Origin of the sequence: Prosthecobacter sp. (assembly GCF_044226605.1) — a bacterium.
Taxonomy (GTDB): Bacteria; Verrucomicrobiota; Verrucomicrobiia; order Verrucomicrobiales; family Verrucomicrobiaceae; genus Prosthecobacter.
In genome coordinates, this window is record NZ_JBGAGS010000001.1 from 134,068 (window position 1) to 149,274 (window position 15,207).

At 59.4% G+C, this 15,207-nt stretch carries 12 protein-coding genes; 3 read left to right on the top strand and 9 right to left on the bottom strand.

Features of this window, described 5'->3' with window-relative positions; genetic code table 11:
• Positions 1-2 precede the first annotated feature (2 nt).
• The 9 genes from ACILSO_RS00490 to ACILSO_RS00530 form a co-directional block, all read right to left on the bottom strand.
• Positions 3-869 carry an alpha/beta hydrolase gene (locus ACILSO_RS00490; RefSeq protein ID WP_395735398.1) on the bottom strand — a complete coding sequence of 289 codons (867 nt, stop codon included), beginning with the start codon at positions 867-869 and terminating at the stop codon, positions 3-5.
• Positions 870-890: 21 nt separating this feature from the next.
• A complete protein-coding gene (locus ACILSO_RS00495) occupies positions 891-2,174 on the bottom strand; it encodes a hypothetical protein (RefSeq protein WP_395735399.1) in 1,284 nt (427 codons plus the stop codon).
• A gap of 8 nt (positions 2,175-2,182) precedes the next feature.
• Positions 2,183-2,413 carry a hypothetical protein gene (locus ACILSO_RS00500; protein ID WP_395735400.1) on the bottom strand — a complete coding sequence of 77 codons (231 nt, stop codon included), beginning with the start codon at positions 2,411-2,413 and terminating at the stop codon, positions 2,183-2,185.
• Between the two features lie 21 nt (positions 2,414-2,434).
• Positions 2,435-8,434 carry an alpha-2-macroglobulin family protein gene (locus ACILSO_RS00505; RefSeq protein ID WP_395735401.1) on the bottom strand — a complete coding sequence of 2,000 codons (6,000 nt, stop codon included), beginning with the start codon at positions 8,432-8,434 and terminating at the stop codon, positions 2,435-2,437.
• A gap of 256 nt (positions 8,435-8,690) precedes the next feature.
• Entirely contained in the window at positions 8,691-9,833 is a 1,143-nt protein-coding gene (locus tag ACILSO_RS00510) for a 1-deoxy-D-xylulose-5-phosphate reductoisomerase (RefSeq protein WP_395735402.1), read from the bottom strand.
• A 19-nt stretch (positions 9,834-9,852) separates the two neighbouring features.
• The gene (locus ACILSO_RS00515) at positions 9,853-10,764 is read right to left on the bottom strand and encodes a phosphatidate cytidylyltransferase (RefSeq protein WP_395735403.1); all 912 of its coding nucleotides are present in this window, start codon (positions 10,762-10,764) and stop codon (positions 9,853-9,855) included.
• A 242-nt stretch (positions 10,765-11,006) separates the two neighbouring features.
• Complete coding sequence (locus ACILSO_RS00520; protein ID WP_395735404.1) at positions 11,007-11,996, bottom strand: phosphotransferase; 990 nt, start codon at positions 11,994-11,996, stop codon at positions 11,007-11,009.
• A gap of 64 nt (positions 11,997-12,060) precedes the next feature.
• A complete protein-coding gene (locus tag ACILSO_RS00525; protein ID WP_395735405.1) occupies positions 12,061-12,981 on the bottom strand; it encodes a sugar phosphate nucleotidyltransferase in 921 nt (306 codons plus the stop codon).
• A 54-nt stretch (positions 12,982-13,035) separates the two neighbouring features.
• Positions 13,036-13,782: a hypothetical protein gene (locus tag ACILSO_RS00530; protein ID WP_395735406.1), complete on the bottom strand. Its 747-nt coding sequence runs from the start codon at positions 13,780-13,782 to the stop codon at positions 13,036-13,038.
• A gap of 152 nt (positions 13,783-13,934) precedes the next feature.
• Between ACILSO_RS00530 and ACILSO_RS00535 the strand changes: the two genes are divergently transcribed.
• From ACILSO_RS00535 to ACILSO_RS00545, 3 genes are all read left to right on the top strand, one after another.
• On the top strand, positions 13,935-14,189 hold the full coding sequence (locus ACILSO_RS00535; protein ID WP_395735407.1) for a hypothetical protein: 255 nt from the start codon (positions 13,935-13,937) through the stop codon (positions 14,187-14,189).
• Between the two features lie 205 nt (positions 14,190-14,394).
• Positions 14,395-14,583: a hypothetical protein gene (locus ACILSO_RS00540; protein ID WP_395735408.1), complete on the top strand. Its 189-nt coding sequence runs from the start codon at positions 14,395-14,397 to the stop codon at positions 14,581-14,583.
• Positions 14,584-14,748: 165 nt separating this feature from the next.
• Positions 14,749-15,189 (top strand): Rrf2 family transcriptional regulator, encoded by a 441-nt coding sequence (locus tag ACILSO_RS00545; RefSeq protein WP_395735409.1) that lies wholly within the window; start codon positions 14,749-14,751, stop codon positions 15,187-15,189.
• The last annotated feature ends 18 nt before the right edge of the window (positions 15,190-15,207 follow it).

Here is a 15,207-nt window from a genome sequence, read left to right on the forward strand (position 1 = left end):
GTTCAAGGGATATAGCCCATGGATTTCATCCATTCCGCCACGCGGTCTGGCCAGTCATTTACGGGACCACCACTCTTGCGCATGCCGAAGCCGTGGCCGCCCTTGGCGTAGATGTGCAGTTCGCTCGGGATGCTGAGCTTTTTGTATTCAAGATAAAGCAAGGCGCTGGCGCTGGCGGGCCAGGGGTCGTCCCCTGCGTGGATCAGGCACATCGGCGGAGATTTGGCGGTGACTTCGAACCCGGGGAGCAGATGCGTGATGTCCTCCTTGCTGACCAGATACGCCGGATAGACCGGCACGGCGAAATTCGGCGTCGCGTCCTCCACGTCCAACGCGGGGTCCGTCGTGTAGGTGCGATCATTGGCATGCAGCGCAGTCATCACAGTAAGATGCCCCCCTGCGGAAAAGCCGAGAATGCCGATGCGGTCCTTCTTCAGGCCCCACTCCTCTGCATGATGGCGGATGATGCCCATCGCCCGCTGCGCGTCCTGCAGTGCTTCGCGGCCCGGGTCTTTCGGATCGCGCTTTGGCACGCGGTATTTGAGCAGGATGCCAGTCACTCCATGTTGATTGAGGAATTCACACACCTGCGAACCCTCATGCTGATAAGCCAGGATGCCGTAGCCTCCGCCGGGGCACACCAGCACCGCCGTGCCGTTGGGTTTTTCCGGCTTGAAAACGGTGATCATCGGATCCGTCACGTTTGTGATGCGCAACACGTCATCCGCCGACTTCTTGGGAATCTCCTTTTCCGCCTCGATTTTCACACCGGGTTTTTCTGGCGCTCCGCCGGGCCAGAGTTTCACGACAATCGGATCTGCGGCGAAGACAGAAGTTGAGATGAACAGAAGAGCGGGAATAAGCTTCATGGTGCTCTAATGGAGCGGAAATCAGCGCGCAACGCAAGGCAGCATCATCGCATCCCGCATGCCGTGCAGGATTTTTTTGTCCGCTGGACAGACGGTGGCCAGAACCCCGCCCAGAGCCGGATCGCCGTCCTCCTCCGACATGGCAAAATAATAAGGGCAGAGACGCACCCGGCTCTGCATGGCCCATGTCGCCTGTTTTGCTTCGTCCCATGCCGGATGAGCCACCACCCTGGCGCGATGAAACTCCTGCAACACAAATGGATTTGTCCAGAAGGTCGCCAGCGCCTCATCGATCGCCACGCCCCACTGTTCCTGTGACAGATCATGGCCGATGAACACTCCGCGCGATCCCCACCCGCGCTCTGAAAATCCGCTGATCTTCAGCACCAGCTGCCGCTGCCTGCCGCCGAAAGATTTCATCTCATGCCAGCTTTGGATGTCCAGCTTCGGCCAGACGGCAAAGGGTGGCAACGGCGCCGGATCGACCACCCATGCCATGGGAATGCACTGCTGCAATAGATTCAGGTGTTGGACGCTCAATGCAGACCTCCAGTACCCCTCAAGGACAGGCGACCAGAACAACGCGAGCCAGAGCTTTTCTTCAAGGAAGGCCTTGATAGGCGGAGTGAAGCTGAGCTCTCCACGCTCTGCCATGCGCAACATGACCTCCGCATTTTCCACATTCGCGAGATCAAACAGCTCAAAAAAGCGGTAGATCGCCGCCCCGCTCAGCTCATAGGGCTGCACCTCCCATGGCCGTAGCACACGGCGCCCCAGCCGCTCTGCAAGCCAGCTCATTTCGGGAAGATAATCACCCGACTCACGCGAGATGAGGATATCCTCGCTCGGAAACGCCGCGGCAAATCCTTCGATCATTCCTGCTGGACCGCCGATCACCTTCTGTCCCAGCGCCGCATAGGTTTCATTCAGCCATGCGGTCAAACCGATGCCACCGGGCAGAGAATCCAGTTCCGAGATGGTCACGCCCGTTTCTGTCAGCACCAGATCAGGCCGCAGCACCCGCGGCAGGTCTTCATGCCAGCGCGGATTGCGTCCGAGATCGAGCACGCGCTGCGGCTTGCCCTGATCAAGCAGTTTTGCGACCCAGGGATATGCATCATCGAAATACAAGCGGTTGCACGCCCGCTGAAACGCACGCAGCGCCGGTCCGAGAGCCTGGATCAAATCCACTGTCTTTTCATCCAGCGCAAATGCCTCAGGCGAAAGCACCCATTCCTTCTCCGCAAAAAAGCCCTCCTCCGGAAAGGAGGCACGGATTTGGGAGATGGAGGATGCGGCAGACAATGATGAGACTACGGTTTAACTGGTGCGTTGGCAACAGTGATGATTCCGCAGCACAGGATGATGATGGAAATGCCGATGAGCGTGGCTGTCAAAAACCAAAACATCCATGGATCATCGCTCCGACGAAAAACCCTGGTTTTTCCCTGCCATGCGCTCTCGACCGAGCCTCGCATGATCGCTCTCACGGCCAGACCGGTAAAGTAGATTGGAATCAGCAGGGCGAACCAGTGCCACGACATAGGGTAATGGAAACCTTGTGTTTATTTCCCTGCCACCTTCGCTCCAGCGGAAGGCAGCGTGCGCACACGCAGCGTTGGGCTGAGACCATACTTGTCAGGCTGGTACATCGCTTCGATTCTCGCAGGCGGAGCCACTGTATCTCCTTCCGCAATCACGCGGGCCAAATACTGGAGGCTGAATTTTCCTTTCGCTGGAGCAAAGTCAGTAAAGAACAAGGCGCGGTCGGTGCGGATTTCGCGATGATCGCAGAACCATTGCTGTGTGCCGTCGGGGAGCTGATCCCCTTCGCGTTCGCTTTGAGTGCCGAACTCAGGATTGACGGCTTCGAAGACGGCAGGCAAAGCATCGTCGATGGCGAGATAGCGATCACCGCCGCCGATTTCGATCTTCAGCGTGACCACCACCATGTCGCCTACGCGAAGGTCTTCGGTGCCTGAGGTGGAGCCGTCCATGTTGAGCTTCTCGTAGCTGCGCTCGATGGCGTATCCCTTGTTCTCGCCGGCAAAGTCGCGCTGCGGCGGGTAGCTGCGTGCTTCGATGCGGCCATAAATCTCACGGCCTGCGGGAAGCTCAACACTCAGAGGCCTGGCGCTCAGCGCCTGGTTGAGCGCAAAGTTCACATGAGTGCTGGCGAATCCTGCACCGAGGGTGAGGGGCACGGCCTGCGTGTCCCAATGGCCGGTCGCCGTGAGTGGCTCGCCGACTTTCTTCAAGCTGCGTTCATACGCGGCCAGCGCAGTCAAGGTCCACGCGTTGGTGAAAGTATTGCCCCATTCACCGCGGCCATTGCGAGATTGCAGGATCGACACCGCCAGATGCTCGGCATCTTCGGTGAGGCCAAGATGGGTGTAGCAAATCAGGCGCAGCGCCTTGTTCGCCCCGTTGCCAGCCCAATGACTCCATACCACCGGGCGGGGCGCGGCTGGCGCCGCAGGAGCCGCTGTCTTGGCTTTGCTCTTGGTCTTAGTGTCGGTTTTTTTCTTGGAGGTGGCGACCTTGGCTTTGCTGTCCGCTTTTGGCGGCGCAGGTGGGGCCGCTGGCTTCCAGCCAAGCGTATCCTTGATCTGCTGCTCGGGGGCGTTGCTCAGGCACATGGAGAGCGCCAGGTAGAGCCGCGCGGTTTCAGGGAGGTGCTCGCGCCTGCCAAAGAGAAGGTTTTGATACGCCGGCTCCGGCTTGCCCGCCTTTGCCAGGGTGTAGAGAGCCAGGGCGGAATCGGTGATGTTGTAGAGGTCTTTTTCCTCCTCCAGACCACGAAGTTTCTTGGAGAGATATTCGACGAGCTTGTTGACGGCATCCTCCGGAACATTCGCGCCTTGATCGCGTGCCCGCAGCAGCAGCAGTCCGCCGTAGGCACTGCCCCACAGGCTGGACTCCGTGCCACCCGCCCAGTAGGCCAGGCCACCTTCATCCGTGGTCATCTGCAGCAGCTTGTCCACACCCGCCTGCACCACTTTTGCTGTCCTGCCTCCACCCAGCTGGTCTGGAAAGAGCGGTTCGTATTTGCCGAGCGCAAGCCAGGGCATCGTGGCGGATGTCGTTTGCTCCACGCAGCCATAAGGATAATGCAGCAGGTAGTCCAGAGCATCCCGCGCTTCGTATAGACGGCTGTTGCTGATGCCGAGTGAGAGCGAGCCTTCTCCTTCAAGCAATGCAGGATTGACGTCCTTGATGAGGTTCTCCTGCGGTTCATCCGCCTTGAGGCGAGTGTATTTCACATACTTCAACTCGGGCACCGGATGATTCACTTCAAAAACAGACTCTGTGCCGTCGCTCGCCGCGGAGGGCCAGTCCACACCGCGAGCGGTCCACTTCCATTTTGCGGTGCCGAGCTGTACAAACTGCACAGGGAATGCCGTCGCCGCAGTTTCGCCCGCCTTGATTTGCAGGATGACCTTCTGCAGCTTCGCGCTGCCGCCGGCGTCAGCCTTGAGGGAGGCAGGAATGAAATCGCGCTTGTCCTGAATGAAGTTCGCCGTGCCATCCAGCTCAAGAGTGACCTCCACAGCGCCTGCATTCGGAGTCGTGTTGTGAACGACGGCTTTCACGAGAAATTCATCGCCCAGGCGCGCAAAGCGAGGCACCGCTGGGTCGACCATGAGCGGCTTGTTGATCTTGAAAGCGGACTCCCCACTGCCAAAGCGGTCTGCTCCGTGAGCGGCAACGGCCATGATGCGATAGCGCGTGAGGTTATCCGGCGCTGTGACGCTGGTGCTCAGCCTGCCCTGCGCGTCCGTGGTGCCGGAGGCGAGCCACAAAGGCGTGACCACGAAGTTTTTACGAAGGTTCATTTCCGGCCCGTTGCCATCGCCATCGCCCCCACCCACGACGAACCCCTTGTTGCCGCGATCTCGTGCGCCGGCTTCTTCAGACAGCAGGCTGTCAAAGGAGGTGAAACTGTCGATGGCGAGCGGCAGTTCGGAGTGGAAGAAGGCGGAGGGGTCGGGCGTCTCGTGCTTCATGAGGCTAAGAACCCCTTCATCCACGGCATAAAGCGTCACATCTGCACCGGACACTGCCGTCCCTTTCGCATCCGTGATCGTCGTGGTGATGTTAACCGCCTCCGCCGGGCGCACCTCTTCACGATCCGGTTTGACCGCGAGCTTCAGCTCTTTGGCGTCTGACTCCACAGTGAGAGCGCAGTAGCCTACACGATACTCCGGCATCTTATGCTGCCTGGTGCTGGCGGCGGATCCGCGAATGACAATCACGGAAACAAAGACATTTGGAAACTCGTCCTCGCCCAATGGAACACGAATGATCGGATTTTCGAGCGTCAACTCCGTCACGAACTGGCGGTGCAGCTTGTTGCGTTCCAAGGTGACAAGGGCGGTGCCGGCGATGGGGGTCTTGACCACGATGACTGCATCCTCACCAGGCTTGAGCCTGGTTTTCTCGGGCTGGAGGTTCATGCGGTTGCCGTCCTCCATCGCCCACGGAAACTCCTTGCCGCCGATGGCATAGAACGGCATGCGAGAAAGCACCTTCGTGCCTTTGGCATCCACCGCCTCGGCCGTCACAAAGTACACGCCACCTGCGGCGGGAGTAAACGCGACCGTGGTCGATGGTGCCGACCCCGCGGTCGCTGCTTTCAAATCCAGGCTCTGTTTCAGCTCCTCGCGCAGCACCACCTGATCCTTCGTCGTCGAGCCACCACCTGCGGTGGCGATCTTCAGCGTATGGTATTCCTGGCGCTCCACCCTGAGGTCCACGTGCACATTGCCTGCGGCGGGTGCGCCTTTGGAATCAATCGCCACCACCTCAAGTTGCATCGCCTTGCCTGCGGTTCCGAAATACTCCGGCCCCTTGAGTCCCAATAGAAAATCAGCTCCCGGCACTTCGAACTCAGTCGCAGCGCTGATGGTCTGTTCATTGATGTCCGTGACTTCGGCATTTACCCGCACGCGCTGGGGCAGCGCGGCACGGTCAGGCGGCGGCTGTGGCATTTCCAGAGTGGCAGTGCCGTCGTCGGCCAGGAAAAGATTGCCATTCAAAAACCACTCGTTGTCCGTTTCGTCAGTGGAGCCGCCTTCGTAATCACCGTCGGCATCTCGATCCTGCCCATAATGGGACCACTTGTCCGCTTCGCCAAAATGGTACCGCCGATACGCCTCCGGCGCCTCGTAATCACGCTGCGAGCTTGCGCTCCACTGCACCTTGGCCACAGACAGCGCCTTGCCCATGTAGTAGTTCGCGCTCAGCGGCAGATGGATGCGGTCCGGCTGGAATTTGAGCGCCTTGGTGTCGAGCTTCACCTCAAAAGTGTTCGGCTTGTAGTCGTCTATGCGGAAGGTCATGCCTCCGCCGTCATTGCTCTGGCTGTTGGGATTTGCCGCCTTCAGATTGATCGAGAGGTCGTACCAGCCCGCCGGGCCAGTCGGAAGCACCACATCATCCGCCCACGCTCCGTTGGCAGTGAAAGTAACCGGTTTGTCGATGACAATGCGGTAGCGTGGATCTCGAACCACCAGCCTTCCCTGGACTGGTGCGGGGTCGAGGCTCAAATCATCGCCAGTCAGGAGCCGCGTGTGAGCCTTGAAATGCGCCGCGTCACCCGGCTTGTAGAGAGGGCGGTCGGAAAAGACAAACGTGCGCCGCTGCGGCTGCCACACATCCTCGTAGGACCTCGAGATGTCATATGGCACGCCTACGGAGCTGTCGCTGCACTCGATGACGGCACAGTCTCCGTTCTTTTCTGCAAGGACAAAGGAAGGCGAGGCGCCCGGCGCGGTCGCGATGCCGCTGGCGTCGGTGTCCCCATATCCGATGAGCTTCAGATCGCTGTCCACCAGAGTGAGGCGCACCCCCGAAACGGGCTTGCCCGTTTCCAGCGAAGTCACGAAGATCATGGTCTCGCGGCCATTGCTCTTCTGCATGATGCCCAAGTCGGTGAACTGCACCAGCGTCTGTGTCACGACACCCTTCTGCGTGAGACCGGCGGCAGCCGTACCTTCCAGCTCGATGAAAAGCGGCGCAGCAGCAAAATCACCCAGCACCTCGCGCCAGTTCAGTTTCAGGATTTCACTATGATCCAGCGGCTTGTTTACGGGGAAGCTGCGGTCAAACACCTGCGTGCCGGGGTAGGTCTCGATGGACTGCATTTTGTACGCCGCCTTCTGCTTGTCGTTGCCGTAGTAGGCGCTGCGATAGGCGCGGTATTGGTCGAGTGTTTTGAGCAGTTCCGGACCATTGAGGCGCTTAGCGCGTACACGCACCTGGCTCACATTGGCGGCGCTGAACTCATAATTTCCGTCTCCTTTCGCAAGCTGTGCATTGAGAAAGGACGGCGCGGCAAGGTAGGGAGGATTTGGGATGAAAGTGACTTCATTTTTGTAGTTCGCCTGCAGTGGCAGATTGTCCCCCGAAGTCATCGCCATGGCCACGGCCACGCTATACTTTTTGTTAACTTCGAAGGGCCCGGAGAAGCGCAGCGTGCTGCCGAGAATCTCGACCTTGAGGCCCGTCATAGGTCCTTCATCCTTGTTCACCACAGCCGCCAGCTTCTGACCGAGCGAAGTGCGGCGGATTGTGACAAACGGAGCAAGCTTTTGCGCAAAGGCATCCACCATCTCCTTCGTCATTTCATCATTCGACGGTGGCAGCAGTCTTTTGTTGAAGTCGACGTCGATGTAATAGTCGCTGTCAAAAGGTGTGTGCGCCTCAACCTCCCTCACCTCAAACGGCTTGATTTCACCCAGCTGAACTTCATTGCCAGCAGCGATCTGATTGGCGCCTGAGGCGTTGCTGAGAGTTGGAGCGATGACCAGGCGCCACTTGCCGATGGAAAGCTGGGCTTCAGGCTCAACAATAAGCGCGCTGAGACGAGCAGCATCATCCGCGACGGCAGGTTTTGCCTTGGAGATCTGCTCGGCCCACGTCGCCTGGGGATCGGCGCTCATGCGGTTGAAATCTTTGCCCGTCGCATGGCGGACCCTTGCAGCCACCGGCTGCGGTGAAGATTCGGAGACAAACTTGATGTGCTTGGCTGCCTCCGCAGGAACCACGCTATCATTGAACTCAAACAGGAAACGCGGGCTGCGATTCTGTGCGTCATCATCAAACCACCGCGGATGCTGGTCCACGATGAGGAAGCGCGCACTGTTTACGGAATCGAGCTTTTCAGCCGAGAGCGGCTTGCCGGCAAGATCGGTGAGGCCGGCACGCAACTTGAAATCATAGCTGCTGGCAAACTTGGGCGCCTGTGTGAGGTGAAAGTGACCGCTGCGCGTACTTGTCCACTCAAACGTGCCGGTCAGTTCCGGCACGACGATCAGCGGTGACGCCGCCGCCGTCTTGCCGATCTGGTCCTTTGCCACCATGGCCGTGGGAAACACGACTTCGATGGTGGATTCAGGTGCGAGTTCCTCAGGATTGATGGTGATGTCCGCATGCAGTTCCTGCTGAGGCGGTGTTTTGGAGGGAGAGCCGGTTTTTGCCGGAGCCGCGTATGCAGTGACTAAAGCGGCAACAAACGCCAGCGTCATGGCCGGCCGCAGCGCGAAGCTGAAAGTGTTTTTCATGGCGAACAGTGGGTTCGCCAGAGATTAGCACGCCACCCGCCGGGGCGAGGATATTTTTGGAGAGTTTTTGGAAATCTCAGGGCTGCCTGTTTTTGCGCCGCCGCCTTGACGTCGTCGACGGCGATCTCCTGCCCATCCTAACTGCCGACACAGAAGTCAAATGTTCCAAAGTTCAACTTCCGCCGTCCGGCACCGCAGGTTTCTCCCTGAAGCTCGCCTCAAAAAGTCGAGCTTCGGATGCCAAAGTGCAAGCTGTTCAGATCCAATCGTCAGCTTTTTGCCGTGCCCAGGCATCCGCCTGAATGAGCGATTCCAGCCCAGGATGCTCCACCACCTCGTGAGCCGTCATGACGTGCTCCACCGTCTGCCAAATGCCGGGGAACGAGAGCTTTCCATTCAGGAAGGCATCGACGGCCACTTCATTCGCGGCGTTCAGGACAGCGGGAAGAGTGCCTCCGACGGTTCCGGCGTGGCGGGCCAGATTGATCGCGGGGAAGTCTTCCACGCGGGGGGCTTCGAAATGAAGCGCTCCGACTTTGGCGAAGTCGAGCGGCTTGAGGTTGTTCGGCACCCGGTCCGGCCACGTCACCGCATACTGAATCGGGAAGCACATATCGCTGTGGCTGAGCTGGGCGATCACACTGTTGTCGGCAAATTCGACCATGCTATGGACGATGCTCTGGGGGTGCACGACGACTTCGATCTTGTCCATCGGCACATCAAACAGCCACTTCGCCTCGATCATCTCCAGCCCTTTGTTGAAGAGCGTCGCGCTGTCGATGGTGATTTTTCGCCCCATCGTCCAGGTAGGATGTTTCAGCGCCTGTGCGACGGTGACATCTGGCAGCTGATCCGCAGGCAACGTGCGGAAAGGTCCGCCGCTGGCAGTCAGCAAAATGCGCTGGACACTGCTGTGGCGGTGGCCTTCCAGGCACTGGAAGATGGCATTGTGCTCGCTGTCCACGGGGAGGATGTTCACGCCCTTGCGTTTGGCAGCCTCCGTGACGGCTTCGCCAGCCATGACGAGAATTTCCTTGCTGGCCACGGCCAAGTGCATGCCACGCTCGATGGCGGCGAGGGCCGGGGCGAGGCCGGCCGTGCCGACGATGGCGACGAGGACCATGTCCGCCTCGGATTCGTTGACGAGATCGACCAGCCCCTGCGCGCCCGTGTGGAGTATGACATCCGAAGGCAGCAGCGCCCGAGCTTTTTCCGCAGCGGCGGCATCCGTCAGCGCCACCTGCTTCACGCCGGTCTCCCTCACCTGCCCGACCAGTGCCTCGACACTGCAGTTTGCCGCCAGCCCCACAATCTGCATGCGTTCGGGGATGTCGCGCGCGACTTTGAGGGCGCTGGTGCCGATGGATCCGGTGGAGCCGAGAAGAAGTACTTTGCGCATCACGAAGGCTTGCTTTGGCTCATCGCGCGATGGCGGACAAGTAAAAATAAAACACCGGCGCCGTGAAAAGCAGGCTGTCCGTCAGGTCCAAAATGCCGCCGATGCCCGGAAGCGCATGGCCGCTGTCCTTGATGGCCACGCAGCGCTTCAGCACGGACTCCGCAAGATCTCCCGTGATGGCTGTGGCGCACAAAAGAGGCGCGAGGATCATGCCATGCACCCAGGTGAGCGGTGCCAGTTTCTCGGGGGTCGCGACCCACAGCACCACAATCGCAGCGGTAAAAGATCCAATAAAGGCCCCGACAAATCCCTCCCATGACTTCGCCGGACTGATGTGCGGGATCATCTTATGTTTCCCAAACAACACCCCCACAATGTAGGCACCCATGTCGCTGAACTTGGTGACCGCGATCAGGAAGAGCACCAGGAGGATGTCCGTGATCCCCTTCCCGTCCGCGTGGAAATACATCAGCCGGATCATGAACCCGAAAAAGATCACTGTGTACACTGTGCCAAACACGGTGTTGAAAATCCGCTGGAGGGTAGTCGCTCCTTCCAGTTGGTGGCGGTAGCACAGGATGAACGAGCCATGCACGCTCGCCGTCAGCGCCGCCAGGTCAAACTCCATCGGCGGTGCTTTGTGCCGCGTCGTCGTGTACCACAACACCGCCGCCCAGTAGGTGATGCAGATCACAAATCCCAGCGCATTGAAGCTGCGCGCGTGCGCATCATTCCGCAGCAGGCGGAAATACTCCACGGCACCGGCGACTCCGAAGAAGCCGGTGATCGCAATGATCAGCCAGTTGTTCTGCCACTGCAAAAAGGCCACCGCCAGCAGCGACCACAGCAGCAACGTGCTGAACAAGCGGGAGGCGAAAACGCGACGCTTGCTGGGCGCGGGAGTCGGCGAGGCGGCGGCGGTTTCAGACATGCGGCGGATTGGGGGTAGGGCACTTAGAGCGTATACCGCTGGTCAGAGCAATGCGATTTCGCGTTTGAAGCCTCTTCCTGCCTTGTAAAAATGACCGCCTTCCACCTACGGATTCATTCACTCAGACGCCTTTACGACCTGACACGGGCGGATTTGCAGAAGGTATTGCCCGCCCGAAGCACACCCCCACCGGGGGCCTTGCAGGCCTCCGGCCGCCCCGGGTGAAGCGCCAAAGGCGGGAATCACAGCCCTCCGGCAAAAAACGCGCGCAGATCCTGCAGCCCCTGCCCCTCGGCGCATACTTCGGCGAGATTCGACACCGCAGCGGGAATGTGCTGCTCATAGTGCGGCTTGCCAAGATTTCGGCTCAGATTTGCATAAGCGCCAAGCGCCTGCATCAGACGCTGAGCGGCGCAGAGGTAAAACACTTCACGAAGATCCTTCAGCACCAGCGCCCGATGCTCCGCATAATACCCCAGCAAGCCGGCGCGTTCGGTTCGCGTGAGGGTCACGTATGGATCGTAGAGCAGCGAGGCAAGATCGTATTCCGCAAGTCCAAGGCGCAAGCCTTGGTAATCTACCAGCCAGGCTTCCTCCCCGCGAATGAGCACATTCTGGCTTTGAAAGTCGCGATGGACCAGGCACCGCGGCAGACGGGCGAGGCGCCGGCGCAACTGCCTCAGGCACTCATGAGCAGCATTGTATTCGGCCAGTGAATGCTCCCGTCCCAGAAAACCGCCCACGAAATGCTCCAGAAAGTAGCCTTGCTCCCATTCGTAGAGCGATTCGTCAAAGCCGGGCTCGAGCTCAGTGAGATCTGCCTGGGCGAGCGACTTCTCCCCCACCCCGTGAAATTTGGCCGCTTCGCGAAGCGTGGCCTGATAAAGGGGAAAACGCAGATCCCAGGGCTGGTCATTGAAAGACTGAAGGTCCACCCGCCCGAGATCCTCCAGCCACACGCAGAGGCGCTGCTGGTCAAAGGCATACACCTGCGGCACATTCGCGCCGATTTTCTTCAGCCGGTAGGTGGCCGGCACAAATTTCGGATTGTCCCGACGTGCGAGCGTGTAAACCATCAGGATCATCGGCTCGCGCTCAGCCTGCCAGTTCAGACGATAGAAGTGGCGGTCGGAGGCCCCCTTGAGGATCACCTCGACATCGCACGGGGTGCCGTTCAGTTCGGGGAACTGTTCGCGCGTGAAGATCAGCAAAGCCTCGTGTTCGGGGAGCATGGGTGGAGGGAATGCAGAATGACGGGTGCAGAACAGCGAATGTCCAATGCAAAGCCGCGATTCCTCAAAAATCGACGTCTTCGGCCTTTCCGGATGCCACGATCCCGCAACGCACAATGCAGCGTTTCAGGTCAGCACCCGACTGCACGCGCCCCCCGGGCCAGACAATGCTGTCCTCCAGATGGACGCCAGCCTCCACCACCGCCCCTGCCCCGACAACATTGATGCCACGAAGCACCGCCCCCGGCTCGATGTGCGCTCCCGGGTCAATCGCAGCGCCATACATGCCATTCAGAGCTGAGTGCGCAGAAAGGTAGGCGGTCCGGCTGCCCAGGTCCCACCAGCTGCCTTCGTCCACCACCACCGCTCCGAGTCTGGCGCCAGCGCGGATCATGTTCAAAAAGATGGGAATGACGGACTCCACCTTGCCGGGCGTGATCCAGTCGTGGATGGCCGGGTCGCAAGCGTAAATGCCCGTGAACAGGTATTTCCCCTCGTCTCCCGTGCCAAGCTTGTTGCGAATGTCCGTCACCAGCCCCTTCTGCGGATCATAAGCGATGTGCAGGGACGGCCCATGGCTGCGCAGCACCAAAGTGACGAGATTGCCCTTTTCACGATGCTCGGTCAGCAGGGGCTTCAGCGGCAGGTCGGTCAGGATGTCGCCGTTATAGACCAGGAAGGGCTCGTTTCCAAGCAGGTCGCGCACATTGGAAATGCCCCCTGCCGTCTCCAGCCTGACCGGGCTTTCATTGCGAAACTGAATCGGCACGCCGTGGTAGCTCTGATCTGGAAAGGCCTCGGCATAAGCATCCGGAATGTGGTGGGTGTTCACCACCAGCCTCTCCACCCCCGCCGCAAGCAGATGGTCGAACGCATAGGTGATGAGCGGCCGGTGAAATACGGGCACGAGCGGCTTCGGAAGCTGCTCCGTCAACGGTTTCAGTCTTTCACCAATGCCTGCGCCCAATACAAATGCCTGTTTCACGCGCGGCATTTACGCGGACGTGATGCCCGTGCAAACAGAAGTTGCCAATGCGGGTCAGGCAGGACGTTTCTTTCGCATGTAGGTCACCAGCACTACGATGCCTGCCACAGACGCCGCCACCGGCAGCATGTAGTTGTCCCCGGCACTTGTCCCGCACAGCGAGCACATCTCATCCGACGTGCTCCCCGCCGCTGCCTGCACCGAATCCGCAGTGATGGGCGGAGGTGCTGCGGTGCGCGGCAGGTAGGTCTTCAAATCCAGTATGTAGCTCGTTTCTCCAGGAAAGCGGATCTGCTCCCGATCCACCTTCTTCCCCAGCGCCGTATTCTGAAAAAGCACGCTCAGCGGCACGCTCTGCGTCTCCATCTTCAGCGCCTTGATCGAATACCCCGTCGTTCCGGCGGGCAGCTTGGAGTGCCACGTCCCCGTCAGCATCACCGGATCCTCAGGAATCTTCAGGGGCGCATTTTCCATGGCCGTAAACTCCCACACAAACTCCGGTTTCACCTCCGCTGCCGGCTCAAGCACCACCTCCACAGCTTTCTTGATGTACTCACGTGCCATCGCCTTCAGCTTTTCCTGCTGGTCCACCGGGGTCACACCCAGGTCGGCATTCGTCAAGTAGGGGGCCACATTCGGGTCCGGCTGAAAGCTCCGCGGGTCGATCTCTACCTGGAGCGTCCACTCCTCGTTTTGCTCAAAACTCGCCCTCACCGCTATATCTGGCAGCGGATGCGCCAGGCTGGAGGCAGCAAACGCCAGAAAGGCGAACATCGTGAGGTTGGGTAGCGCGTTCTTCATCCCCCAGCGTGGCACAGCCCAAGCCCCTATGACGAGCTTTTTTCAAAAACCCCACATTTTTTGATTGTCAGGGGGGGCGACTCTCGTTTTGAATAAGCGCAAATCCGCTCGGTCACTTCCTGACGGAAAGCTAACCACACCCAAACTCAAACATGAAATCCATCGTCACCACCCTCGCCGTTCTTGGCCTCTCCGTGTCCGCTTTCGCAGGCTGCGGCAAAATCGACACCACCAGCGGCACCCTCAAGTCCGTTGATGCTGACTCCAAGTCCATCGTCATCGAATCCGGTGGCAAAGAAGTCAAGCTCACCCTCACCGCCGCCGTCTCCGGCGCTGACAAGCTCGTTGGCAAGAAGGTGACCGCCACCAGCTCCCACAAGAAGGTGGAATCCCTCAAGGAAGGCTGATCCATTTTGCGGTGATCTTTCACCCATGAAAGCCCGGAAGTGCCCCTTCCGGGCTTTTTCATGTCCTCGTTTCAAGACTCCTGCTTGTGAGGATTTTGCATTTATTCTTGCAGTCCCATGAAATAATTTGTTTGATTGATCCTCTTAATGCTGGGCAGCGGTGCAAACCCCTGCCTCGCACCAAGACATACCACACCACACATCCATGAAATTGCTTCTCACCCTCGCCCTCGCCTCCTCCAGCCTTCTGCTGAGCAGCTGCGCCAACGGCCATTGCGTCTTCGCAAAGAACAAAGCGGCCTCCTCTTCCTGCTGCTCCTCCGGCTCCGGCGCAGGCGCCTCCTGCTGCTCCAGCACGGGCCACAGCCACGCCGCTCCTGCCAAGAAGAAGTAACGCCTGATCGACTCTCGTTTCGATGGAAGCCCGGAGGTCGGACCTCCGGGCTTTTTTGTGCCCAAATTACGCCGATCCTGCGCACCACCGCGCCTCCTTTGCGGCAGTCAGTTTAAACTTGCACCCCAAATGCAAGTTTAAACATCTGCTCCCGTAAACCGAGTCATGCGACTCAGCCTTTTCTCCGACTATGCCCTGCGCGTGCTCATGTTTGCCGCGCTGAAGGGAGAAACGTTTTCGCTCAGCGAGGTGGCCGAGGCCTATGACATCTCGCGTCATCATCTGGTGAAGGTGGTAAACTACCTGGCAAAGCTGGGCTACCTGGAAACCCGGCGCGGCCGGGGCGGCGGCATCGCGCTGGGCATGCCCCCGGAGCAAATCCGGATTGGCATGGTGGTGCGCCGCACGGAGGACAATCCCATCGTCGTTGAATGCTTCGACAAACAGCACAACACCTGCCCCATCAACGGCTCCTGCCGCCTCAAAGGGGCCCTCGCCCAGGCGGTGAACGCTTTTTACGAAACGCTGGACCGCCACACGCTGCGGGATCTCGTCGTCGGGTCGGCGGGCGCGGGCATGCGGCAGCAGCTGCTGCCGAAGGCATGACGAAATAAACGACAGACA

Coding starts and splice junctions, on each gene's coding strand:
- ACILSO_RS00545 (WP_395735409.1), top strand. CDS start 14,749: ATGCGACTCAGCCTTTTCTCCGACTATGCCCTGCGCGTGCTCATGTTT.
- ACILSO_RS00510 (WP_395735402.1), bottom strand. CDS start 9,833: ATGCGCAAAGTACTTCTTCTCGGCTCCACCGGATCCATCGGCACCAGC.
- ACILSO_RS00520 (WP_395735404.1), bottom strand. CDS start 11,996: ATGCTCCCCGAACACGAGGCTTTGCTGATCTTCACGCGCGAACAGTTC.
- ACILSO_RS00515 (WP_395735403.1), bottom strand. CDS start 10,764: ATGTCTGAAACCGCCGCCGCCTCGCCGACTCCCGCGCCCAGCAAGCGT.
- ACILSO_RS00530 (WP_395735406.1), bottom strand. CDS start 13,782: ATGAAGAACGCGCTACCCAACCTCACGATGTTCGCCTTTCTGGCGTTT.
- ACILSO_RS00535 (WP_395735407.1), top strand. CDS start 13,935: ATGAAATCCATCGTCACCACCCTCGCCGTTCTTGGCCTCTCCGTGTCC.
- ACILSO_RS00500 (WP_395735400.1), bottom strand. CDS start 2,413: ATGTCGTGGCACTGGTTCGCCCTGCTGATTCCAATCTACTTTACCGGT.
- ACILSO_RS00540 (WP_395735408.1), top strand. CDS start 14,395: ATGAAATTGCTTCTCACCCTCGCCCTCGCCTCCTCCAGCCTTCTGCTG.
- ACILSO_RS00490 (WP_395735398.1), bottom strand. CDS start 869: ATGAAGCTTATTCCCGCTCTTCTGTTCATCTCAACTTCTGTCTTCGCC.
- ACILSO_RS00505 (WP_395735401.1), bottom strand. CDS start 8,434: ATGAAAAACACTTTCAGCTTCGCGCTGCGGCCGGCCATGACGCTGGCG.